At 60.9% G+C, this 23,393-nt stretch carries 23 protein-coding genes and 1 pseudogene; 9 read left to right on the forward strand and 15 right to left on the reverse strand.

Going from position 1 to position 23,393, the window contains the following annotated elements; translation table 11 throughout:
- The first annotated feature begins 135 nt into the window (after window positions 1-135).
- The 6 genes from PP1Y_RS07715 to PP1Y_RS07740 all read left to right on the forward strand — a co-directional run bounded on the left by PP1Y_RS07715 (window position 136) and on the right by PP1Y_RS07740 (window position 7,834).
- Complete coding sequence (locus PP1Y_RS07715; RefSeq protein WP_013831728.1) at window positions 136-1,677, forward strand: tyrosine-type recombinase/integrase; 1,542 nt, start codon at window positions 136-138, stop codon at window positions 1,675-1,677.
- A complete protein-coding gene (locus PP1Y_RS07720; RefSeq protein WP_041559195.1) occupies window positions 1,674-2,588 on the forward strand; it encodes a tyrosine-type recombinase/integrase in 915 nt (304 codons plus the stop codon). The genes PP1Y_RS07715 and PP1Y_RS07720 overlap by 4 nt, the downstream gene beginning before the upstream one ends.
- Window positions 2,585-3,589 carry a tyrosine-type recombinase/integrase gene (locus tag PP1Y_RS07725; RefSeq protein WP_013831730.1) on the forward strand — a complete coding sequence of 335 codons (1,005 nt, stop codon included), beginning with the start codon at window positions 2,585-2,587 and terminating at the stop codon, window positions 3,587-3,589. The genes PP1Y_RS07720 and PP1Y_RS07725 overlap by 4 nt, the downstream gene beginning before the upstream one ends.
- Before the next feature lie 130 nt (window positions 3,590-3,719).
- On the forward strand, window positions 3,720-5,516 hold the full coding sequence (locus PP1Y_RS07730) for a strawberry notch C-terminal domain-containing protein (RefSeq protein WP_232512580.1): 1,797 nt from the start codon (window positions 3,720-3,722) through the stop codon (window positions 5,514-5,516).
- An 11-nt stretch (window positions 5,517-5,527) separates the two neighbouring features.
- A complete protein-coding gene (locus PP1Y_RS07735) occupies window positions 5,528-6,571 on the forward strand; it encodes a toprim domain-containing protein (protein ID WP_013831732.1) in 1,044 nt (347 codons plus the stop codon).
- A 318-nt stretch (window positions 6,572-6,889) separates the two neighbouring features.
- The gene (locus PP1Y_RS07740) at window positions 6,890-7,834 is read left to right on the forward strand and encodes a DUF2493 domain-containing protein (RefSeq protein WP_013831733.1); all 945 of its coding nucleotides are present in this window, start codon (window positions 6,890-6,892) and stop codon (window positions 7,832-7,834) included.
- A gap of 231 nt (window positions 7,835-8,065) precedes the next feature.
- On the opposite strand, the gene PP1Y_RS07745 is transcribed toward PP1Y_RS07740, so the two are convergent.
- From PP1Y_RS07745 to PP1Y_RS07765, 5 genes are all read right to left on the reverse strand, one after another.
- Window positions 8,066-8,719, reverse strand: a complete 654-nt coding sequence (locus tag PP1Y_RS07745; protein ID WP_013831734.1) for a Crp/Fnr family transcriptional regulator — start codon at window positions 8,717-8,719, stop codon at window positions 8,066-8,068.
- Between the two features lie 78 nt (window positions 8,720-8,797).
- Window positions 8,798-9,709, reverse strand: a complete 912-nt coding sequence (locus tag PP1Y_RS07750; RefSeq protein WP_041558667.1) for an SDR family oxidoreductase — start codon at window positions 9,707-9,709, stop codon at window positions 8,798-8,800.
- Window positions 9,706-11,271, reverse strand: coding sequence for an NAD(P)/FAD-dependent oxidoreductase (locus PP1Y_RS07755; RefSeq protein WP_013831736.1), 1,566 nt, complete (start codon window positions 11,269-11,271; stop codon window positions 9,706-9,708). The genes PP1Y_RS07750 and PP1Y_RS07755 overlap by 4 nt, the downstream gene beginning before the upstream one ends.
- A 343-nt stretch (window positions 11,272-11,614) precedes the next feature.
- Window positions 11,615-12,298, reverse strand: a complete 684-nt coding sequence (locus PP1Y_RS07760) for an RES family NAD+ phosphorylase (protein ID WP_013831737.1) — start codon at window positions 12,296-12,298, stop codon at window positions 11,615-11,617.
- 3 nt (window positions 12,299-12,301) lie between these two features.
- Window positions 12,302-12,700, reverse strand: a complete 399-nt coding sequence (locus PP1Y_RS07765; protein ID WP_013831738.1) for an antitoxin Xre-like helix-turn-helix domain-containing protein — start codon at window positions 12,698-12,700, stop codon at window positions 12,302-12,304.
- 438 nt (window positions 12,701-13,138) lie between these two features.
- Here PP1Y_RS07765 and PP1Y_RS07770 point away from each other — a divergent pair, with 438 nt between their 5' ends.
- Both PP1Y_RS07770 and PP1Y_RS07775 read left to right on the forward strand, forming a co-directional pair.
- Complete coding sequence (locus PP1Y_RS07770) at window positions 13,139-13,459, forward strand: DUF736 family protein (protein WP_013831739.1); 321 nt, start codon at window positions 13,139-13,141, stop codon at window positions 13,457-13,459.
- A 263-nt stretch (window positions 13,460-13,722) separates the two neighbouring features.
- Window positions 13,723-14,118: a DUF2513 domain-containing protein gene (locus PP1Y_RS07775; RefSeq protein WP_232512581.1), complete on the forward strand. Its 396-nt coding sequence runs from the start codon at window positions 13,723-13,725 to the stop codon at window positions 14,116-14,118.
- Between the two features lie 40 nt (window positions 14,119-14,158).
- On the opposite strand, the gene PP1Y_RS07780 is transcribed toward PP1Y_RS07775, so the two are convergent.
- The 5 genes from PP1Y_RS07780 to PP1Y_RS07800 form a co-directional block, all read right to left on the reverse strand.
- Window positions 14,159-14,947, reverse strand: coding sequence for an HNH endonuclease signature motif containing protein (locus PP1Y_RS07780; protein WP_013831741.1), 789 nt, complete (start codon window positions 14,945-14,947; stop codon window positions 14,159-14,161).
- A gap of 16 nt (window positions 14,948-14,963) precedes the next feature.
- The gene (locus PP1Y_RS07785; RefSeq protein ID WP_013831742.1) at window positions 14,964-17,465 is read right to left on the reverse strand and encodes a S8 family peptidase; all 2,502 of its coding nucleotides are present in this window, start codon (window positions 17,463-17,465) and stop codon (window positions 14,964-14,966) included.
- A gap of 5 nt (window positions 17,466-17,470) precedes the next feature.
- Window positions 17,471-18,466, reverse strand: coding sequence for an AAA family ATPase (locus PP1Y_RS07790; protein WP_013831743.1), 996 nt, complete (start codon window positions 18,464-18,466; stop codon window positions 17,471-17,473).
- 119 nt (window positions 18,467-18,585) lie between these two features.
- On the reverse strand, window positions 18,586-19,068 hold the full coding sequence (locus PP1Y_RS07795) for a type II TA system antitoxin MqsA family protein (protein WP_013831744.1): 483 nt from the start codon (window positions 19,066-19,068) through the stop codon (window positions 18,586-18,588).
- Window positions 19,069-19,139: 71 nt separating this feature from the next.
- On the reverse strand, window positions 19,140-20,420 hold the full coding sequence (locus PP1Y_RS07800; RefSeq protein WP_013831745.1) for a site-specific integrase: 1,281 nt from the start codon (window positions 20,418-20,420) through the stop codon (window positions 19,140-19,142).
- Window positions 20,421-20,922: 502 nt separating this feature from the next.
- Here PP1Y_RS07800 and PP1Y_RS25310 point away from each other — a divergent pair.
- Window positions 20,923-21,478, forward strand: a pseudogene (locus PP1Y_RS25310) (IS5 family transposase); the annotation flags it as partial.
- Window positions 21,479-21,864: 386 nt separating this feature from the next.
- On the opposite strand, the gene PP1Y_RS07810 reads toward PP1Y_RS25310, so the two are convergent.
- The 5 genes from PP1Y_RS07810 to PP1Y_RS25730 all read right to left on the reverse strand — a co-directional run bounded on the left by PP1Y_RS07810 (window position 21,865) and on the right by PP1Y_RS25730 (window position 23,386).
- The gene (locus PP1Y_RS07810; protein ID WP_013831747.1) at window positions 21,865-22,074 is read right to left on the reverse strand and encodes an AlpA family transcriptional regulator; all 210 of its coding nucleotides are present in this window, start codon (window positions 22,072-22,074) and stop codon (window positions 21,865-21,867) included.
- Between the two features lie 155 nt (window positions 22,075-22,229).
- Window positions 22,230-22,466, reverse strand: coding sequence for a hypothetical protein (locus PP1Y_RS07815; RefSeq protein WP_148274918.1), 237 nt, complete (start codon window positions 22,464-22,466; stop codon window positions 22,230-22,232).
- A 196-nt stretch (window positions 22,467-22,662) separates the two neighbouring features.
- On the reverse strand, window positions 22,663-22,926 hold the full coding sequence (locus PP1Y_RS07825; protein ID WP_013831749.1) for a DUF2312 domain-containing protein: 264 nt from the start codon (window positions 22,924-22,926) through the stop codon (window positions 22,663-22,665).
- Between the two features lie 20 nt (window positions 22,927-22,946).
- A complete protein-coding gene (locus PP1Y_RS07830) occupies window positions 22,947-23,180 on the reverse strand; it encodes a hypothetical protein (protein WP_148274919.1) in 234 nt (77 codons plus the stop codon).
- Window positions 23,177-23,386: a hypothetical protein gene (locus PP1Y_RS25730; protein ID WP_148274920.1), complete on the reverse strand. Its 210-nt coding sequence runs from the start codon at window positions 23,384-23,386 to the stop codon at window positions 23,177-23,179. Before PP1Y_RS25730 ends, PP1Y_RS07830 begins: the two co-directional genes overlap by 4 nt.
- Window positions 23,387-23,393: the final 7 nt, after the last annotated feature.

A 23,393-nucleotide genomic window follows, 5' to 3' on the forward strand; every position in this document is an offset into this window, starting at 1 on the left:
AGATAAGACGAATTCTTTGCAGTCGAGATTTATGTCGAGCGGTTCGCATGCGGGCGCGGATTTACGTGATGAAGACATAGTTTCTACTCCAGATAATTAATGTGGCCCCAGCCCCAACCAGCTGGAGGAACCACCATGTTGCCAAAGACGATTGTTTCATTCGGACGCCCAGAACCTTGGGCCGGAGTCACTCCCACCTCAGAAGCTCTATCCACCGCCTTCCACTCTTCTCTTCTGGGGAGCGCGGCGGGATCAGCTGCGCTTTACAAAGCCGCCGCTCGCCATTTCCTGTTCTGGATCGGGCAGCAGGACGTTGCAGTGTCGGCGGTCGATGACCCCGTCGTACGACGTTTCGAGAAGCATCAGTGTCGCTGTCAGGGCTTTTCCCGGCATGAGCCCAACCGACCAAAGTTCACCAGCAAGGTCCGGCGTTTCGTCCGCTTCCTGGAGGATCTGGGCATTGTCGACGTACCCGATGATGTCGATCAGATGGACACACTGTTGGCGGAGTACGCGCCATTTCTCGTCCAGGAGCATTACAGCGCAGCAAGCATCAAGAGCTATCGATCCGAGGCAGCACACTTTGCTGCCTGGGTTCGGATCTCCCGCTTGCGTTGGGATGATGTCACTGACGAACATGTCATCCAGTACGCCGGCCACGATTGTCGGTGCCCGGTATACCGCAAGCGCGGAACGCTGATCGGCCACCACGGACCGTTACGACGCAGCAAAGGCGCGCGGCGCTTCCTCGGTTTTCTGCGTGATCGGCATATCCTTTCGCAGGCGCATAGCCGGCAACATCAAGACGAAGATCTGGCCGCCTACAAGGCATGGCTAACGACTCATTGCGGCAGCTCTGCCGGGACGATCCGGCGCTACTGCGGAGAGGTGAAGCGATGGCTTCCCATGCTCGACCCACCGTCGGATATTGACGCGGCCGTTATCAGGCGGATCGTCAGCCACCGCATCACTGAGGCACCCGGTTCCGCATCGACCATCGCCGGCATCATGCGGAGCTATGTGCGCTTTCTCGTCTCACGCGGAGAGTGCGCCCCAGCTCTCCAGCACGCCTTTCCGCCCATAAGGCGCTATCGACTCGGCACCCTGCCACGCTACATGGATGAGGCCACGATCGAGAAGATCATCGCATCCTGCCAGACCGGCACCGCGGTGGAGATCCGCGACAAGGCCATCATCCTGCTGCTGGCCAGGCTCGGCCTGCGAGCGGGCGATATCTGGCAGCTACACCTGACGGATATCGACTGGAACGAAGGATATCTACGGGTTTGTGGCAAGAGCAGGCGGCCCGACCGCCTGCCGCTTCCCCAGGATGTCGGGGATGCGATCCTCGACTATCTGGAGCAGGCACGGCCGCCGATTAGCGAGGAGCGGTTGTTCGTGCGCGTGCAACCTCCTTTCCGACCGTTCAGTTCGTCAGCGGAGATCGCCGGTATCGTAGCCCGTGTATTTGATCGAGGCGCCATTGAGGGCGTGCCGACGGGTGCCCACGCCTTTAGACATTCGCTGGCCACACGGATGCTGCGCGCCGGTGCCGGTCTGGAGTCGGTCGGCACGATCCTGCGTCACCGTTCCCCGGCGACGACCGCCATCTACGCCAAGGTCGACATACCGATGCTGCTTAAGGTCGCTCAGGAATGGCCGGGGGACGCGGCATGATGAACACTCAGATCGAACGCTATGTCGCGTTGCATCGCAGTTTCGGCCGCAAGTTCGACGTGCAGGACCGGTTGCTTCGACAATTTGCCCGCTATGCTGATGGTTTTGGCGATCGGCAGATCAAAGCCGAGAGACTATATGATTGGTGCCGGTCAGCCAGTTCCCAGAACGTCGCCCGGGACAGATTCGACCACCTGCGCCGCTTTTGCCTTTATGCCCATGCCGAGGATCAGCAGCATGAGGTGCCGCCAGCGGGCGTATTCGGGAGTGGGAAGCGTCGTCGCCCGACGCCCCACATCATCGAGCCCGAGCAGCTTGGAGCGATTATGCAGGCTGCCCTTGATCTTCCGCCGGAAGGCAAAATCAGCCGATATACCTACCACTATCTGTTTGGCCTGCTGGCAACGACGGGGCTGCGGATATCCGAGGCTCTGGCACTCCAGCGCGGGGATATCGCAGACGATGGTCTTATCGTCCGCAACGGCAAGTTCGGCAAGCAACGTCTCGTGCCGATCCTGTCATCGACGCGCGAGGCTCTGGACACATATCTGGATATCCGCAGGAGGTTGGGCGCCAGCGGTGATGACCTGTTCGTCACTACGAGAGGGCGGGCACCCCACCAGACTGTTGTTCACATCGTCTTCGTCAGATTGGCTCGCAAGCTAGGCTTCCGTGGACCAACCGGAACGCCGGGTATCCGCATCCACGATCTGCGGCACACTTTCGCCGTCCGGTCACTGGAGTCCTGTTCTCGCGATCGGGAGGCGATCCGCCATCATATGGCGGCGCTCAGCGCTTATCTGGGTCATGCCGATGTCGCCAACACATATTGGTATCTCGAGGCAACACCGGTCCTGCTTCGCGATATTGCCGTCGCCGGCGAGCAGCTTTTCCTGGGAGACGCAGCATGACCGCGCTCGCTTCCCATCTCGCCGCGTTCCTGCGCGATCATCTGCCCCGCGAGCGCAATGTCAGCCCGCACACGGTGACGACCTATGCGAACTGCTTCGCGCTGCTGGTCCGCTTCGCGGCCGATCGGCTCAAGCGACGGCCCACCGATCTGACGATCGAGGATTTTCACCCTGAGTTGATCATGGCCTTCCTCGACCATGCGGAAAATGCACGTAAGAACAGTCCCAGAACCCGCAACGCCCGGCTCGCGGCGATCCGGGCGTTCTTCCGCTACATCGAGTATCGCGTCCCCGTCTGCCTCGACCTCGCGCTACGTATCCGTTCCGTGCCGACTAAGCGGACCGACACGACCCTGATCGATTATCTGACACGGGACGAGATCACCGCGCTATTGGATGCACCGGATCCCCGTTCCCGCCTGGGTACGAGGGATCGCGCTATGCTACATCTCGCCTATGCTGGCGGCCTGCGTGTCGCCGAACTGCTGTCGCTACAAATGCAAGACTTTCCGGAACGTTCGCTCGCCACGGTCCACATCATCGGCAAGGGCCGACGCGAGCGCGTCCTACCCCTCTGGCGCGAAACGCAGGCAGCCCTGCGGGCCTGGCTCGCCGTCAGGCCGCGATGTCACGCGCTAGAGATATTCCTCAACGCCAACGACGAACCAATGAGCCGTGACGGATTTGCGTTCAGGCTGGCCAAGCATGTGGCCACGGCCGCGAAGAAGCAGCCGTCCTTGCTACGCAAGCGGGTCACGCCTCACGTACTCCGGCATTCCTGCGCAATGCACACGCTTGCTGCGACCGGCGACATCCGCAAAGTGGCGCTCTGGCTCGGGCATGCCAGCATCCAGAGCACGGAAGCCTATCTGCGCGCTGACCCCCAAGAAAAGCTGCAAATCCTCGCTGCGCACGGGGCGCCGGCTATCAAACCAGGCAAGTTCAGACCTCCGGCTGACCCGCTGATCATGATGCTCAACGACGTCCGGAAACGAGCATAACTCCGGAGGCCTCACGCCTCCGGGCATCGTCCCACCACATTAATTATCTGGAGTAGAAACTATGTCTTCATCACGTAAATCCGCGCCCGCATGCGAACCGCTCGACATAAATCTTGACTGCAAAGAATATGTGCTCGACTATCTCGCGCACAGTTTTCCTGTGCAGCTCTATGAGCCGTTCACCGACAGCGAGGGCAATCTCGCTTCGCGGCCTGTTTTTGATGCAGACGGCAACCCCATCCTCAATCGCGAAGCCTGCCGAGCCCGTGATGCCATGCTCGAGCGGCTTGCCGCTTTGCCGCCTGTGCCCGGTGCGCTTGACCAGATTGTCCAGCATTTCGGGAGCGATGCGGTTGCCGAGGTGACCGGACGTTCCCGTCGCATAGTGCCCCGCGCCAGCAACGATGGTTCGGTGCGCTTCGCCGTCGAAAACCGGCCCGCTTCAGCCAATATTGCTGAAACCCATGCGTTCATGGATGACAAGAAGCACATCCTCGTCTTCTCCGAAGCTGGCGGCACGGGGCGATCCTATCATGCCGACCTGGGCGTGAAGAACCAGCGCCCCCGCGTCCACTACCTGCTCGAGGCAGGCTGGAAGGCCGACACCGCCATCCAGGGCTTTGGCCGCACCAACCGCACCAATCAGAAGCAGCCACCGCTGTTCCGCCCGGTATCGACCGACGTGAAGGCGCAGAAGCGCTTCATCTCGACGATCGCCCGAAGGCTCGACAGTCTCGGAGCGATCACGCGCGGCCAGCGGCAAACCGGCGGCCAGAACATGTTCAGCGCCAGCGACAATCTGGAATCCTACTATGCCCGCGATGCCCTGCGCCAGCTTTACCAATTGCTGGTGCGCGGCAAGATCGATGGCTGTTCGCTCGGGCAATTCGAAACGGCCACCGGCCTGTCGCTGCTCGACAGTGACGGCGGGCTCAAGGACGAGCTTCCGCCCATCACGACCTTCCTCAACCGGATGCTGGCGCTCACCATTTCCATGCAGAACATTCTGTTCGAGGCCTTCGAGGGTCTGCTGACGGCCCGTGTCGAAGGCGCAATCGCCAGCGGAACCTATGAAATGGGCCTCGAAACCCTGCGCGCCGAAAGCTTCTCGGTCTCCGACCGCAAAACCATCTACACCCATCCCGGCACCGGAGCTGTGACCCACCTCCTGACCATCGAGCGCAAAGACCTGATCGAGCCGGTTGTGCTCGAGCGGGCGCTAGAAATGGCAGTGGATCGCGATGCCGAACTGGTGATCAACACCCGGTCTGGGCGCGCGGCAGTCAAATTGCGCGCGCGCAGCCTGATCGACGATGATGGCGGCATTCACCCGCGCATCCGCCTCGTCCGGCCTTTGGAGGCGACCAATATTCTCGCCGAGGTATTCGCGACCAGCCATTGGGAGCCGGTGGACCGTGAGCGGTTCAGCGAAGTCTGGCAGGCCGAACTTGCCGACTTGCCTGAGTTCGAAACCTCGACCCTGCACATGGTGTCCGGCCTGCTGCTGCCGATCTGGCGGCGGCTCCCCAACGAATCGACCCGCGTCTACCGCCTGCAAACCGATGCTGGCGAGCGCGTCATTGGCCGCAAGGTTTCGCCCGCTTGGGTCGCCACGGTGATTGAGCAGGACACGGCGTCCGTCGTGCCTGCCGATGCTTGGGCGATGCTGTGTGCCGGAGATGCCAAACTGCATCTGGCCGAAGATCAGACGCTCGCTCGCGTCCGCGCCATGAATGATTGGCGGATCGAACTGACCGGCTTCAACGATCTTGGCATCGAGCGATTGAAGGCAATGGGCTTGATCTCCGAGATCGTCTCGTGGAAACTCAAGCTCTACATACCGACAGGGGCTGTCGGGGTGGATGTGCTCGCCAAGCTGCTCGACCGGTTTCCGATCCAGCGGATCGCGGCACGCAAAGCCGCCTGAAGGAGCCCCGCATGGACAGTCCCGCCACTGATATCGCCCGCCGCCTTGCCGCCTCAGCCGAGGCGGTCTGCCGCCGTTACCTGTCCAATGGTCGCCGTGAAGGCCGCTACTGGCTGGTCGGCGATGTGCACAATTCTCCGGGTCGCAGTCTTTACGTCCGATTGTCAGCAACAGCCGAAAGCCGTGGAGGCGCGGGCAAATGGACAGACGCGCAAAGCGGCGACCATGGCGATCTACTCGACATCATCGCCGCGAGTTGCGCCCACCGGACCATGCGCGAGACACTTGATGAAGCCCGCCAATTCTTGAGCCTGCCGCCGCCACCGGAAACCGCGCCGCGCAACCCGACCATACGCAAGGCGCCGACCGGCACACCAGAAGCGGCACGGCGCCTATGGGCCGCTTCAAAGCCGATCATGAACAGCATCGCAGCACGTTATCTTGGCCGCCGGTCGATCACTGATCTGTCCGGCATAGATCAGCTGCGTTTCCATCCGCGCTGCTACTATCGGCCTGCTGAAGATGATGTCCCTGGTGTGCGGGAGGCATGGCCCACCATGATCGCTGCAGTCACCGACAATGAGGGCACTGTCACGGGGGTTCACCGCACTTGGCTTGATCCACAATCCCGCGAAAAAGCCGCCGTCGCATATCCACGACGCGCCATGGGGCACTTGCTGGGCTCGGGCGTCCGGTTCGGCAAAGCGGACGGTGTCATGGTTGCCGGTGAAGGCCTCGAAACTCTCTTGTCGTTGCGGCAGGTGATGCCATCTATTCCCATGATTGCCGGACTTTCAGCCGCCCATCTCGCTGCCATCCAGTTCCCTGCTGCGCTACGCTGCCTCTATGTCGCGCGCGATGATGATCCTGCCGGGGCAACGGCATTGTCGACCTTGATCGAGCGCTGCGAACCGTTTGGCATTGCGGTCATACCGCTTGAACCCCGGCTCGACGATTTCAACAGCGACCTTACCGCCTATGGCCACGAGCGGTTGGCAGCGGCCATTCGGGTGCAGCTCAGCGCCGCCGATGCCGTGCGGCTTCTCAAACGGTGAGCAAAGCTGGCCGGTAAGCGGGGGATTGTCCGGGGAAGTGGGACGCATGGCCACCTCTCCCGGTCCTTGAAGGTCGCCACGCCCTCGGCCTTCGGGAGGGGGCGACTGCGGCAGCGAACACGGGCACCGCAATGGCTACGCGGCGGCTATTTTCCGCCGGGGCTGCGCCCCTTTGCATCGCGAAACAAAATAGCCTTGCTTCGCCATCCTCCGCTGGCGCTGCGGCCGCGCGTTTTCGCGCGGTGCAGACCCGTGCCGCCGCCGCTGGTCGTCGCCACGAAGGCCGCGAGAGGCGCGGCTCAGGACACGGAGACCATCATGGCAAGCGCCCCAGATCTTCCCCTTGAAGACACCACCCCCGAACTCGGCTCAACCGCCTATCTCCTCCAGGAAATGCAGCTCTACGGCTATCGGCCCTTCGAGGACGAACCCGATGGCAGGCCGCTACCCGATGCCCGCCTTGCCGGTGGCGCGGTCGCCGACATGTTCGACGGGCTTGTCTCGGCCTTGATCGACACCCGGATTGAACCTGATCTCGAAGACCTGCTCTGGAACCTCGTCAACATCTTCCACCGCGCCGGCGAGCGGGTCGAACGCGATCTTGACGACAATGAACAGGCGCAAAAACGCCTTCAGCGCGAACAGGATGGCAGCGAAGTGCGCTCGGTCGAACTTGAGCGCCAAATTGCCGAAGGCATCTCGCTAATCGAACGCCGCGACACGATGGAATTCTTCCGCGAAGCCGCCGCCGACCAGTTTCGCATTCACGCACGCAAGGCCTGGACGCCCCGCACCGGATCCCGTGTCAACCGCAAGGCCATGACCTCAGCCATCATCGACAGCCGCGACTTCCTCGACAAACGCGCAAGGGAGAATGCCCGCGTTCTGCTGCCCGAAGGCACCCGTATTGCCTTCACCGGTGGCCCCGATTGCAACGATCACTCGGCCATCTGGGACGTCCTCGACCGGGTTCATGCGCGTCATGCCGACATGGTCTTGCTCCACGGCGCCACACCCACTGGTGCAGAACGCGCCGCCGCTTGCTGGGCCGATACGCGCCGCGTGCCGCAGGTCGCCTTCCGGCCTGACTGGAACCGACACAAGAAGGCCGCGCCGTTCAAACGCAATGACCGGATGCTCGAAGCATTGCCCGTGGGCCTGGTCGTCTTTCCGGGCACCGGCATCCAGGACAATCTGGCTGACAAGGCGCGCAAGATGGGCATTCCGCTCTGGGATTTCCGGGAGAAGCGGTTTAACCGTTAGCTTCATCCAAGCCGACTTGAGCATTGTCGGCTGCCGACCAGACCGGTCATTCACTTCCAACAAATTGAACTTCTGGTTGCGCCCAAAGCCGATATTCCGGTCTTCGGATCGCGCGCCACCGTGCGCATGGCCGCAGCTGGGTGGCAAAGCGAATAGCTGCTTTCTAGTATTCATCGCAGGCCACATTGGTTGGCTTGCTCCATCTCGAGATGCAACCTCTCGCCATGCAGCTCACGCGAGGCAAAGCCGCCGTATGGCAGTGAGATTGGCCAGAGTAAGCGTGCGATAGCCCAAGCTCACAATGCCTGTGGCCTCCCATCGCTTGAGCACTCGGTTGATGCTCTGCCGCGATGCGCCAAGCATATGAGCCGCCTCTTCCTGCGAGAAGTGAAGGATCAGCGGATCGCCCGCCTCGCCGCCTGCATCCGTCATCTGGACGATGATCCGCGCAAGCCGCGCAGGCAATGGCAGCAGCACCGTGTCGTCCATCCGGCTGAGCACCGTCCTGTACCGTTGGCCCATCATGGCGAGAAACTGTCGCAAATATTCGGGCCGGTCATCGATAAGGGCGTGCAGCGTGGCGGCTGGCACGATCAGCACGGCGCTTTCCACGACCGCAATCGCATCATTGCCGCGCGGTTCGCGGGTGAACAGCGATGCCTCGCCGAACCAGTGCCCTGCCGTGACCAGACTGAGCACCGCTTCACGGCCGGCGGGGCTGGTGACACTCAGCCGAATGATGCCATGATCGACGCAGAACAGGGCATCGGGCGGCGAACCGTGCCCGTAAAGCGCCTCGCCCCGCGCCAGCACGCGCTGCCGCGCATGGCGACGCAACAGGGCGTCCAGCTCCTCGTCGAGTTTTCCCGGTTCGGTCAAGCACACCCTCCGCGCCGCCAGATCGATGCAGCCCACCGCCAGAGGGTTACAACAAGTGACGGGAACGGCAAAGGCGGGACCCGCTCACCCGGCCAGCGCGGCTTTCAAACTGTCCCGCCGCGCCTTGAACATCGGAATGTCCTCATAGGGAATGTCGGGATTGGTGCCGCTGGCCAGATGATCGAGTCGGCTTTTGACGATCGGCAGCTGTTCGGGGCTGGGATAGATGTAGAAACGGTCTTCCTCGATCGCCTTGAAGGTGATCGCAACCACCTCTTCGGGCGTCAGCGTGCCGTTGGCGAGATCCTTGGCGGAGATCGCCTGCGTGGCCAGCTGCGAGCGGGTCGGCCCGCTGTCATTGGCCAGATCGGCGGGGCGATTGCGGTGGCACTGGCTGATGTTGGTGCTGACATAGAAAGGGCACAACACCGCCGCCCGCACCTGCGGCCCGATCAGGTCGAGATCGTGGTAGAGACATTCGGACAAGGCGAGCACCGCGTGCTTGGACACGCTGTAGATGCCCATGCCCGGCGCGGTCACTAGGCCCGCCATGGATGCGGTGTTGACGATGCAGCCTTCATAGCCCGGATCGGCAGCGGCGGCTGCGATCATGCGCGGGGTAAAGCTGCGCACACCGTTGGCGACGCCATCGACATTCACACCGAACAGCCACTTCCAGTCCTTTTCGGTGCTTTCCCAGATCGGCCCGCCCGACGCGACACCGGCATTGTTGAACAGCAGATTGGGCGGCCCGAAGCTCTGTTCGGTGGCGACCGCCAGCGCCTCGACCGACTCCGCGTTGGTCACGTCGGTCAGCACGCCGATGGCCTCGGTGCCAGTTGCTCGCAGATCATTGACCACCTGCTCCATCGCTCCGGCCTCGACATCGGCGATCACCACCTTCATGCCGCGCCGCGCAGCCTCCTCAGCCATGGCTTTGCCAAGGCCCGAAGCCCCGCCGGTAACCACGGCCACCCCGCTTTTCATGCTTTTCATCCTGCTGTCCTCATCGTTTCCAAATGTTTGAAGCCGGCGACTGCGCGCTGCTCTGACCAATAGCTATAGGCGAACACCGGGTCGGCCAGATCGATCGCGGGGATCGCCTCGCTTTCGTAGAAATAGTCCTGGCTGTGCTGCCATTCGGGGGTGTCACCGCGCCGGGGCAGCCGGTCGAGGCTGCGCAGCAGATAACCGGGGTTCAGGTAATCGGTATCGACCCATGGCTTCAATTCCATGTCGTGATCTTCGGGCCGCAGCGTCGGCATGACGCTGCTCGCACCGGCATTGTGCATGTGATCGAGCAGGCGGCACACGAAGCCGGCGACAAGATCTGCGCGCAGGGTCCAGCTATAATGGCCATAGCCATAGACCCAGGCCATGTTGGGAATGCCGGTGAACATGATCCCGCGATAGGTCACCGTCTGCGCGAAGTTGACCGGCACGCCATCAATGCTGAACGGGATTTCGCCCATCACCGCCATCTCGAAGCCGGTTGCGGTGATCACCACATCGGCATCGATCCGCTCGTCCGCAGCGAGCACGATCCCGGCTTCGTCGAAGGTGCTGATCGTATCAGTCACGACCGACGCCTTGCCCGCGGCAATGGCATTGAACAGGTCACCGTCCGGCACAAACGCCACGCGCTGCTGCATCGGGCGATAGGGCGGCGTGAAATGCTTTTCGACATCGAACCCTTGCGGAAGCAACGCCTGAACCCCGCCTATCAACATCGCTTTGAGTTTGTCGGGCGATGATTGTGCGCGGTCGAGCAGATCGGCCCGGTCGCGCACTACCTTCCGCCGCATGATCTCGTGGATCCATTCAGGGTCCACATCGAGCCTACGCAATTCCTCGGCCAGCACATCGGCGTTGCGACCGGCGGCAAAATAGGTCGGCGTGCGTTGCAGCATGGTCACATGCGCGCACTTATCAGCGAGCGCCGGGATCAGGGTTGCCGCGGTCGCACCCGAACCGATCACAGTTACGTTCTTACCCGCCAGATCGAGACCCTCTGGCCAGTGTTGGGGGTGGATGATTTGGCCCTTGAACTTGTCCATGCCTGGCCATTGGGGCGTGTAGCCTTTCTCATGCCGGTAGTAGCCCTGACACATCCACAGAAAGCTCGCCTCCATCTGCACCACATCGCCGGCCCCTTTGCGTTCGACCGTCAGCTGCCATCTGGCCGTTTCGCTGGACCAGTCGGCAGATTTCACGCTGTGACCATAGCGGATGGAGGGGCCGAGACCGGCATCGGCAATCGCCTCGCCCAGATAGTCGAGGATTTGGTCGCGCGAGGCAATTGGCTGCCCCGTCCAAGGTTTGAAGCCGTAGCCGAAGGTGAACAGGTCGCTGTCGGAACGGGTGCCAGGATATTTGTGAATCAGCCAAGTGCCGCCGTGGCCCTCCAGCGCCTCGAGAATGGCAAAGCTCAAATCCGGGCAATGCTTGCGCAGCAGGGTCGCGCTGCCGATCCCGGAAATGCCCGCGCCGACGATGATCACATCGAACTTTTCGGGTTGCTGCGCGCCTGCCGCGATTTTCTGCCGATCCGGCACCATTTGCCTCTCCATACCTTTGGGGCACTGCCTGACCCCGGCCTGGCGGCGGTACTAGGCCGGTTTAGTGGGCAAGACTGTCGCCTTCGGGCATTCTATTAGATTGCAAGCGGTCGCCCCATTCGGTGAGCGAATCAAAAGCGGGTTTGATTGTCGCAGTTTGCACTCAAAACCAAGTTCGAGTCTGCTTCAGGAAAAGCCAGTCATTCAGCATGCTTTTTGGAGAGACAGCCAAGTCCGAGACTCTGTTGTTCCGGCGAGCCAAAAACCGACTTAGTTCACGATAGCCTCTGGGAAAGTTTGCGGCGGCGGAGCGACTGATCTGGGATGAAATACTGGCAGCCCTTCAACTATCCAGCAACCGTTTCTCATAGACTGTGCCAATTACGCTGCCATCCCAGACATAGCAGAGATGCCGTTCCTGGCGGCAGTTCGATAACAACCGAGGCCGGAACACAGCGGCACATTCTCCGCCGGGATTGCGGACGCTTTCATAGACAATCCCGTCCGACCCGGCATCGCGCAAGGTCCGCGCGGTTTCCTGAGACACGGCATAGCTGCTCGGATGGTACAGCGCGGGCAACGCCTCCCGCTGCCCACGGATGTCGTGAAGGCTCGCGTCGAGATCGACGGCATAGACCCGCATGTCGAGTTCCTGCGCCGGTTCGTCGGTGGCCTTAAGGAAGTGCGTGCGGTGATGGCGGGTCTCGGCGATGGCGGTGGCCAGTGTCAGGCCGGCATAGAAGACGCCGTAGCTACCGTCGGTGAAGCGGTCGCCGACCGGATTGAGGTGGGTGAACGCCGCCATGATCGCCGACGTACCGGGGCCTGAGATGCGGTCCTCAGGCGGCACGAGCGACAGCTCGCCTGCCTCGTCGCGCAGACGATCATTGGTCATCGCCTCGATGGCGTAGACCGCTTCAAGATCTGCAGGATCGGCAACCGCCTCGAACAGCGAGATCGGCGGAAATCGGCTCGGGATGATGCGGTAGCAGGGTGTCCAGCGGACTTCAGACGTGGGAATGTCCACGGGTCAGCCGCGCTGCCCGTCAACATACTGACGCACGACATAGAGATCGGCGACATTGCCCGACATCATCCGGTCAAGCGCCGAGGCGCCGCCGAAAACCTGCGCCTTGTTGGGTTTGCGCACCCACTCATCCGCCGTCTTCGGCAACAGGATCTGCAGGCCTTTGTAGATTCCCATGACATAGGAAATCCGTTCCAGCGCATCCTTGGGCAGCGCCGCGACCACGCCGCGCTTCCAGGATTGGAAGGTCGAGCGGCTCTCCAGACCGAGCAAGCGCATCTGCTCCTGCTCTTTCAGGCCCCAGGCATCGGCAATGCGGAAGAACGTCCGCAGGGCTGGCCCCGTCAGATCCTTGCGATCAAGTCCCTTTGCAGGCGCTTTGGCTGCAGCTTGGATACCCATATCGGCACATCCTTTCATGGCTTCATATGCTCATATTCTGCACAAAAGTCAACATGAGAGCTGATATTGCACATTACGATTAGCGTAATGCAGCGAGAGCCCTCCGCTGTTGCCCGTCCGCTGTCCAAGGCAACGACGCCTCTCGATCAGCCAGTGGCTGCGTGTGAGGGATGATTGCTGCTGCGCTCAAGGCAGTGATCCGGCGGGGAGGAAGCCTCCGACTTTTGGTCGACGAAAGCGGCGATTGCCGACTGACATTCGTTCTCGGGCGGAACGAAAACCACCCCTCCTTGTCGCCTGTCTGCGGGTCTCGTCACGCCTAATACCGTCAACCCCGTGCGGGGTTCGCCCTTCGCTGACGCTGCGGTGACGGCGGCTCCCGGCCCCTTCTTTTGGCGCCATCGGGGATGGTCCCCGACCACCTTTAGGAGAAACGACATGGCTACCATCGCAAACCTCACCGTGAAGTCCGACGACAGCTTCGAAGGCAACCTCGCAACGCTTACTGTGTCCGCACCGATCGCCATCATCCCGAACAACCGCAAGACCAAGGACAGCGAACCCGACTATCGCATCGTCAGCCGCAAGAACGGCTTCGAATTGGGCGCAGGCTGGAAGCGCTTCTCGCAGAACACCGGCGCAGAATATGTCTCGGTCTCGCTCTCGGCTCCTGAATTCGGCACAATCTATGGCAACATCGCCAATGCTCCCGGCGATGACCCTGCGAAGAAGGTCATCATCTGGAACCCGCCGAGCTGAAGCACCGACGATGGCCTCGCCTCAGGGCGGGGCCATCGCATTTGTCAGCAATTAATCGAGCATCAGTTGAGCCAAAATGACGGGCGTATGCGCCTGCGATCTTCTGCACTTTGTCGGTGCCCGAAAGAATGGACGCTATCACCTCGTTCGCGCGTGAACGCCAGTGACGCCGGTAAGATCACGACGAATGGCGCACGGAAGGCATCGATAGATCGCTGTCCTTCCGTCGCGTCTGTAGTATGGTCTATGCCATGAAACGAGACATGGATCTGGTCCGCAACCTGCTGCTGGAGATCGAGGACGGTCGGCGCGCATTCGATTTGTTGACGCCGGAGATTGCCGAGATACTCGGCGAAGATGGTGCAGGCAAAATGCCGCGCGAGCAGGCTGAGCTGATCGAATACCACCTGGCTTTACTTGACGAGGCGGGTCTCATCACGATTCAGGCGAAGCTGTCCGGTGCGGTCTGGCAGATCGGTCAGATCACTTGGGCCGGCCACGACTTCCTTGACACAATCCGCGACCCTGCCATCTGGCGCGAGACAAAGGCCGGGGCCAAACAGGCCGGCGGTTTCAGCATCGACCTCCTGAAGGCGCTCGCCAAAGGGCTGATCAAGAAGAAGATCGAGCAGCACACCGGCGTTGAGCTCGACCTCTAGTCGCCGTGGCTGTTGGCCGGCCATCAGGCACGCCTGCACCTCATTGGTGCTGTTTACCTTTGTCCAAGAACTCATCGAATGACGCGTAGCAGCGATGTCCCTCTGCGTTCTGCTTGCGGCCCAGCCGGGTGCGCGTAATTCTTTGCTGAAGGAAGGCGCAGACGCTATCGAACCGATCCTCCGGGATGAGTTCGAGCTTCGACCCAAACTCTTTCGTGATGTTTGCATAGATCACCGCGGGCCGGAATTTCTCGGTACGATGCGGCGCCCACGAGGCGAATTGATTATACTGCTTCGCGAGATACTTCGTGTACCGCACCATATCGCGATCAGCACCGATGGTCCCCGCAAGAGGTGCCATCGTGACACGGGATCGCGGCTGACGGATGCTGACATTGGAGCCAGCGCCGACAATGACCACGGTGCCCTTGTTGTCGGGGATTGTGATGCGGTCCATCGCATCAAGAAGGCGCTTTGCTGAAAACCTGTCCGCTGTCCTCTCTGGACGGCCAGCCAACTGCTCGTGCTCCTGCTTCATCGCGAGGAGCTTGGCCACGGAGAATTCAATCGTGTCTGAGTCGATCAGCTTGTGATGACGACGACATAGCAGGATGAGGTTCTCGTAGCCGTGCCGCTCCACATCGGTTTGGTCGGGATCATAGCGTTCACCACCTGCTTTGCTGGCGCGAATATGGCAGATTTCGCCCATGTTGATGCCGGCCATTCCTGGGCTGTCTTCGATGATAGGCGCAGTACAGCCCGAAAAGGCACAGCGATTGCCCGACATGGCGTAGAGGCGTTGAATGGCCCGGATCGAAGGCTTCGGCATTGGCCTTGCTCGCTATTCAGATCTCGATGGGGACCTCGACCAGCACGGGGACCAATGCGGAAATTGGTGTGTGAAGGTCGACTTCAACGCCCGGGGTCTCAAGGCTGATCACAAGCGCGTAGCGCGCCTCTTGGTCATATCTTCCGAGTGATTTGCGCTCTCGCCACCACCCTGAAATCGGGTGGACATATAGAGCATTGCGGGCGGCAAGTTCGACGGCTGGCCCCTCCCAGATATCGACATGCAGCGAACCCGACGAGATCTGCTTTTCGCCAAATAGCCAGCCGTCGTTCGTTTCATTGACCGCGCGCGGAGCGTCTTTGTCGTATCCTTCGGCATTGTTGCGGCGATTGAAGTTCCCAATCGTCTCACGTGAGCGCTTGAGATCGAAACGTAGGCCAAAGGACTGGTAGCGTGCCGGGTCCAGATTGGTGGCAAAGCTGGGGTTGGGTTCCACGAAATAGGAGAGGGCGACTTTTAATCTCACCCGAGTGTTGTCGAGCGCCTCAAGTACATCCTGGGGCCAGGGGAGCTGATAGATATGCGACTCGTTGAATCGCACGCTGCTGCCTTCCATGCGGAACGGACGTATCGTGTTTTGTGCGACCAGGGCGAGATCATCGATGGCCGACGCCATCGCACGCCCCAGATCGGGGATACCGTAACCGAACCGCCTGAGGCAGTCGGCCTTTTCTCGCTTTGTCGCGCACTGCGCGACGAGTTGATCCATGTGCCCGGTCCAACGGGCACTATGCACCATCAGCGCACGGATCGTTTCCGGCCAGTACTGCGGGTAGGCCGCAGTCAGCTGAGCTGCCATTCGGGCCGCCTGAGCGGTTGCGGCACTTGTCGCCCAGAATGCGTCCAGCGGCTTCTGGGCGACGAGGCGAGAGGCAGTAAGGAGGGACAGGGAATCGAGTCCCGCTACCGCTTCTGCACCGCACGGGCTGAGCGCCCTGTTCCCTGCTTCGAAGACGAGTTCGGGCTTGAACGGAGATTGGCTGGTGTCCCAGAGGAAGGATGTCCGGCTGTAAGGACTGGCGGCACCAACCGGTGCCATCGTGGTCCAACCGTCGTAGCCTGGCTCGCCGATCCCGGTCTTGTCCGTATATCCGCCGATCGCGAGGGCGTTCCACGCTTGGGACGGGTCTTCTGCCGGGAAAGCGTCAGCATCCGCGATTTCGGCGGCAATGGAATTGTCAGGAATATTGCCAGCAGAGAGCAGTATCAGCCGCCGAGGCGACGGATTTTCAGCATCGTCCGATTCCGCTCCGGCCGCCGCCTGGTCGATGGCCGCGCTCCACGCCGTCGCGTCTGATCCGCTGCGCCCCTCGTTGGTGACCGCCATGCAGAAAACACGGTCACGATCCGGGTTGTTGATCTCCGCGAGCAGAATGGCGCTTTGGGTGATCGGTCCATAGGAATGGGGATCATTGTCCGGCACACCGGGAGGGGGCAGAATCTTGACAGATTCCAGACGGTGGGTGAGCTCGATTGGCTGATCGCTCGCGAGTGGACCGACAAGATCCCCATGCAAGGCAAGACCCGCCATGCCGGTCCCATGGCCAGCGCCGTGTTCGTGATCGTCCCCGCCCCAGGCCGTGTCGATCGCCATCAGATCTTCTGGCGACAAAGCGGGTTCTATCAGGGGATGCGCCCGATTGACCCCTGTGTCGAGCAGGCAGACCGCCGGCGCGTCATTGCCGGGCCAGGTTACACGCTCTGCGAGATCATCGATAAATGCAGGAACGTCGTCCTTCAGGTCCCGGGTAAACACCAGCGGGCTGTCGCTCGCGCGACGCAGCTCCGAAATGCCTGCGGTTGCGAACAGCAACATCTCGATTGATGCGCGCCGTCCGTATGCCGGGATCACCGTCGTCTCCGGAAAACGCAGAAAGGTGTCGGGGTTGCCGACATGCAGCCCCAAAACCGCGGCGCTGCCCAGAACTCTGTCGATGCGATCGTTAAAGCACCAGAGCGCCCACCACATCTGCGCTTGGGGGTCTTCCGGCAATGCCTCGGGAGCGTCGCGCCAGAAACTTTGCAGGCGTGCCGCGCGAATGTGCTCGATCGGTTCGACCCGGGTCTTCTTGGGCGGCGAACCCTTTTCGCTCAGTTCCCCGTTTGTGTAGTCCTCAAAGACTTGGGAAAAGGCATCGCGCATGTCATCCGGGACAAACAGGGCAATGCGGCGCACGCCGTTCTCGTCGACGATTTCGGCCGCTTGCCGTGTGCCTTCCCTTTGCCGTTCAAGGTTGGTGGCGGCTGTGCCGCGATTGAGTTCAACCTCAATGAAAACGCCACCAGCAGGCTCAAGGTCCACTGGCTGTTCGGGCAGGCCACGCTGTCCGGCCTCAGCTTCCGCAAAGGCATTGCCAATTTCCGCGATGAGGCGGAGACCGTGATCCGCACGCACTCTGTTTAGCGCGCGCTGCCGTGCGTTACTGCCTGGCGACTTGAAGGTACGTCGCTGGGCAAGCGGAGTGATATCGATGTGCGGTCGGTTGTGTTCGCTCACAGGACTCAGAGCTTCGCCGCAAACGCTGTTCGCATGGCCTGGCGCTCAGTGAGCTTGGCGACGACCTCCTGGGTGGTCGTCTGCTTCCTCTGCTCGAGGATCGCGGTCTTGACGACTTCATCCGCAGCGCGGGCGACTTCGGCTTGGCTAAGCCCGCGCGCCGCCTCCTCGATCGCGGCCCACCCTGCGCGCTGGAACTTGAGGGGTTTGAGGTTGGCCTTGATCACCGCGCGAATCTGCGCTGCGGTCGGCATCTCAAATTCGAGCACGTCGTCGAACCTGCGGAGGAGCGCCCGGTCCAGCAGCTCCGGATGATTGGTGGCTGCGATGATCGGGCTGTCCGTCGAGGTCTTCTCTTCCATGAACTGGAGGAAGCTGTTGAGGACGCGACGCATTTCAGCGACGTCGTTGGTCGCGGTGCGATGACCGCCGACAGCGTCGAATTCATCGAACAAATAGACCCCGCGCCGACGCCGGGTCTCATCGAAAACCAGACGCAGTTTTGCTGCGGTCTCACCCATATAACGGGTGATCAGTGTTTCGAGTCGAATGATAAAGAGCGGAAGCTTCAGCTCACCTGCGATCGCCTCTGCCGTCATGGTCTTGCCGGATCCCGGGGGGCCGACGAACAGCAGGCTTCTTGACGGAACCTTGCCATGTTCGCGCAGCCAATCGCGTTTGCGCTGCTGCAAGAGCATCCCATTGAGCCGCTCGGACACCGACGCGCTCAGAACAACGTCCTGAAGATCAACCACAGGATCGCGATAGTCTAGCAGTCCTTCGAGATCGCCGCGCGGGGCAGCAAAAGATACGGGAATAGACGCCTTGACCCCGCCCGCGCCGCGCGCGGCATCGACTGCGGAACGAAGTTCATTCGCAGTGTCACGGTGCCCTTGACGGGCTTCCGATGCGGCAACTTGCAAGGCAATAGAATAGAACTGCGCGTCGTCACCTTCCGCGCGACTGCGTAACATCGCCAGTATTTGCTTGGCGTTTGACATCTATTCTACTTTCCATCCCCTCGCGTCGCAAACCTGTGACGCGAACAGCGATACGTTACGCTTCCTGAAAATTGAAGCGCGATTGTTGTCCCGGGGCCATCCGAGCGCCTGGGCTGGACTCATGCCGCAGCACTTCGAACGCCCTTCGCCGGTGTCTGTCTCTTGCCGGTCGGCGTGAGGCGGCCGCCAACACCCTCCCGCGGGGCGAGGCTGCGCAGGTTGCGGAGGGTTTCCAATTCCTCCGGATGGCGGTCCAGAATCTCGATCAAGCCTACTGCTGCTTCGCTGGGCGGTGTGGCCCCGCTTTCATACTTCTGGAATGCGCGCCGTCCGCCACCGATAATCCGGCCTGCCTCTTCCTGGGTGAGGCCGAGCTTCTTGCGAACAGCCTTGACGCGCGCCGCGTAAGCCGTTCGCAGTTCGAGATGGGCCTGATCCAGTGCCTGCAGCTCCGCCCCTGAATGGATGGAATCACTATCGTCCTCGGGATACCAGCCTGGCACCTCGACTTCGCGCGACATCGACCCAACGCTGACCGTCTGCAAACGAGCGTCGCGGCGGAGGACCTGGCCGGTCTCGGGATGAATCCGTGGCTGCGTCACCTTCAATCCTTCTCGAACAACGTCAGCACGACATCGATCAGGGTCTTCCCATTCGCAATACACCTTTAAGGTTAATTTTCAACAGCGGCATGCGATCTGACCGGCCGCAATGCTTCAGCGCCCTCAGCCAGCAGTCGGGCGATTTCGTCCGACGTCTTGCGAACCGCCAGCTTCAGCGCCTCATCAATATGGATGTAATCCTGGGTGACGTTCTGCGAAGCATGCCCAAGCATGGCCCGTATCGTCAGTTCTGTGAATCCGAGCTCGCCCGCGATGCTGCCGAAAGTGTGGCGAAGGGTATGAAGTGTTGCGCCCTCAATTCCCGCCCACTGGCAAACTCTCCGGAAACAGGCTGGTGCAGCCTGGTATGCGCCAGCGCCCGTCACTGACGGGAACACGTAGGGGTTACCAACAATCTCGGGTTGAGCGAGAACGACCTTCAGTGCTTCTGGGCCGATCGAGCGGATCTGAGCATCGGTTTTGGTATCCGGGAAGGAGACAAACCCGCCCTCCGCATGCACCCAGGCGCGCTTCATCGACTGCGCCTCTTCCCGTCTGTATCCTGTCAGCGCAAGTGTCCGTACCACCGCAAGTGCTGTCGGATTTTCGCCATTACGTTCGGCATAGGCGATGGCTTTACCGAACGCGACGAGTTCGGCAGTGCTGAGCCGTCTCGTTTTCTTGTTGATTGCGAGTTTCTTGGCTCCTCTGGTTGGGTGCTCCGCAATCAGCCCCTTGTGCTTGGCATGACCCAAAATGGCTTGCAGCGACCCGAGGCACCGCGACGCGACGCCAGGTCCGCCAGCGGGCCGCCCACCACGGCCGTTACCCCTAGCCTTGGCGGTTTTACCGTCTCGGACATCAGCCTGCATCTGCTCGACATCCGCAATTGTCAGCCTTTTCGCCATGCGATGGCCTAGAATCGGTTTTATGTGCGTGTTGATCCTGCTCTCGTCCATCGCGAGCGAGGAGGCCTTGATTGGACGGTTCTTGCGGCCAAGAATGTTGCCGGCGCGGGCTTCAACGAGATACCAGTCGCAGATCTCGGCGACGGTCATGCCACTGCGGGCCTGGTGAATTGCCTCTGCTGGATCCTGACCACCAGCAACTTCGCCAAGCTTGATCTTCGCCAGATCCCGAGCCTGCTCCGTCGTTATGACGCCATAACGGCCAAGATTGATGCGCCGCTTGATCCCTTCGATGTTGCGGTACTGAACAATGAAGGTCTTGAGCCCCGACGGAAGCGCCCGCAAGCCGAAACCCCGAATCTCGCTGTCCCACAGGACGGCCTGTTTATCTTTAGGCGGCGCGAATGCATCCACATTGCGCTTGTTCAACTTCGCTGTCGGCATGTTTGACCCTCCATTTGGAGACAAAGATTTCAGAGGGGTGCTTTGTCTCCATTTTGTCTCCAGATTTAAGCGTTTCGAGGGTATTATGGGCGGAGACAATCGTAAAGTGGAACATCATAAATATCTGATTTAGCGTAGATAATCGTACTTGGGAAAGTTTAGGAAAAGTGGCCGAAATATTTTGCCAAGGTTGGGGTCGAGGGTTCGAATCCCTTCGCCCGCTCCAGTTCCTCTATGAAAATTAGAGATTTGGTCGATTAGGGGTGATGAGACTGCCGTTTCTTTCGAAACGGGGTCTACCACAGCTCCACTATTGAGCCTCGCTCTAGCGTCGCCAGTGGTACTGGATCGGCTTAGATTGCCTCGGTTCTGCAAATGTTTGGACGCATCGCTCTCCGGAGTGAGCGCTTCCGCCGCTGTTACATGCCGTAGTCTGGTTGGGCTTTGTTGCATAAGTGACCGAGGGATTCCGATAGTGAATCCAGGTTGTTAAGGGGCGGCGATGAGCGAGCCGCCCTGCGCACGCTACCTCACGACGAACTGGAAAACCTGCAACGCAGCGCTGGCACAGCGAGGCTCGCTTCAGATCCGGTTTGATCCCGGGATGCAGTGGTTGTCGGCGCCCACCGGTAAGCGCGGGCGCCAGCCCGTCTTCTCGGATGCCGCGATCCAGACCTGCCTGACGCTGAAGGCGTTGTTCAAGCTGTCTTTGCGCCAAACCACCGGCATGGTCGCGAGCCTGCTGGAAATGGCCGGGCTCGATTGGCCGGTGCCCGACTTCAGCACACTGAGCCGCAGGCAGAAGGCCCTGCTCGTGGAAATTCCCTGCCAGCCTGGTTCTGGGGCGTTGCACCTGCTGATAGACAGCACTGGCATCAAGGCCGTGGGTGATGGTGAGTGGTGCGCGCAAACATGGTCTTTCCAAGCGCCGCCAGTGGCGCAAGTTCCACCTGGACGTCGACGCCCGGACACTGGAGATCCGGGCCATCGAAGTTACCGGCAGCCGGGTTGGCGATGCCCCCATGCTGCCAGAATTGCTGGGGCAGATTGCCAAGGATTAACAAGTCGCGTCGGTCAGCGTCGATGCAGGCCTCCCGCACTGCTCTCCCCACGGCCTCAGAAAATCCGTCGCCGCCGCTGCCGAGAGGCCGGTTGTTCCAACGAAGAGGGTATGGCGATCACCGGTCACAAGACCGAACGAGAATACCTCCGATACGCCGCCGACTCAGTCCGAGCCGCCCGCGCCGACGCCGCAATGACGAAGGTAATGGCTAACCATCGTAAAAGGTTAGCGACCGACCCCAGCGAAAACACAGGGAACTAGCCAAAATGTTCAGGAAAGTGGATGCCCCGCGAGGAATTGGATTGCATCGTTAAACCTATGAAATAATTGGATTTGTAGAGGGGTAATTTGACTGGATGCCCCAGTTGTTGCCCCTGTGTGCTAATTCAGAAGATTGTTTGCCTGTTGGTCTTTCCAGCCCTGCACCGAGCGCTCTGACCATGCGACGCGCTGGGGGCTGACGCGAATCGGGGAGGGGAAATCGCCTTTGGCGATCAGGCGATAGATCGTGGCCCGCGATAGCGAGGTTTCGGCAACGACGTCCGTGATCTTGAGAAAGCGATTGGAGCGCGCCGGAGCTGCTTCAGACATGTGCGCCTCCAAGGTGGTGGGTGGATTTGGATGAGGTCAATTGCATGGGCCTGAAGCCTTCTTGTTCTGGATGAGCTGGCTGGGGAAATTAGAGGGGTGGGCGCAACCCGATCGTGGTGATCGGTGCGAATGTTGCCGCCTCTGGCGAGTTTCGGTCACGCCCCCTGTATTTGGACGGGCGGCTGACAGACATTTTCCAATTCCTTCTCCCTGCGGCGCGCACGGATTTCCCTCTGGGCTTCGGCGCGGTTGCGGATGTTGGTGATGATGTGCTGGTGGGCGGGCGCGCCGATCAGCTGGTGTATGAACAGGGCCTCGGCGCAGAGGACGAGGCGTTCTTCGTTCAACTGGCCGGTCCAGTCCGAAGCCAGTTCGAGCATCATGGCGCTCACTGGCGCTCTCCCCTGGCATTCGACAGGGCAAGCGCGACGATGAATGGGATCGCCAGAACGGCCGCGATCAGGAACAGGGCGCGCGTGATCGCCTTGATCGCTTGACCGGCGATTGGGATGCTGCCGCTTCTGGGAGCACATGCCCTGCATTTGCATCCCAGTGGGTGGAGCGAAGTCTTCGAGCGGCGGCGCATGGTCAATCGATCCCCAGCGCGGCGCGGTAGGTATCGAGGATCATGTCCATTTCGCGGCGATCGTCCGGCTTCATCTTCCGCAGGCGCACGATCTGGCGCATCATCTTCACATCGTAGCCGACGGCTTTCGCTTCGTTGTAGACGTCGCGGATATCCTCGCTGATGCCCTTCTTTTCTTCCTCGAGACGCTCAACGCGCTCAACCAGAAGGCGCAGGCGATCGTCTACGGGACGCCGCGATTCTTGGATCTCGACCGGGATGGTCATCTGTTCGTCTCGGGCAGCAATCACAGGGCGATCCACTTCATGGCTTGGGCGACCGCGCAGCCTGCGCCGAACACCGCCGCGCCGATCAGGAAGAGGGGAAAGAGGAAGCGAAGAGCCGCCGATTGCGCGGCCAGCTTTGCGGCCAGCGCGGCACATTCCGGATCGTGTTCCAGAATGACGAGGCCCTCGCGGGCATCCCACAGCAGGTCCACCTCTGTGCAGGACTGCGGCGGGAAGTGCTGCGGCGCGCTCACTGAAGGTCGCCCCGGGGCAGATCGAGCGCGCAGGGCGGGCAGAAGATGTAGGCGTTTTCGTCGATGTACTCGATAGACCAATCGGCAGGCGCTTCGGGCGTGGGCCGATGCTCGGTCTGTTCGCAGCAGGTGCAGGTGAAGGAAAACGACTGTCGCACCGGCGGCACAGGTGCGTTGGGGCCTGCGGTTTGCTTAGCATTCTGCATGGACAAT

The organism is Novosphingobium sp. PP1Y (assembly GCF_000253255.1).
In the GTDB taxonomy this organism is placed as follows: domain Bacteria; phylum Pseudomonadota; class Alphaproteobacteria; order Sphingomonadales; family Sphingomonadaceae; genus Novosphingobium.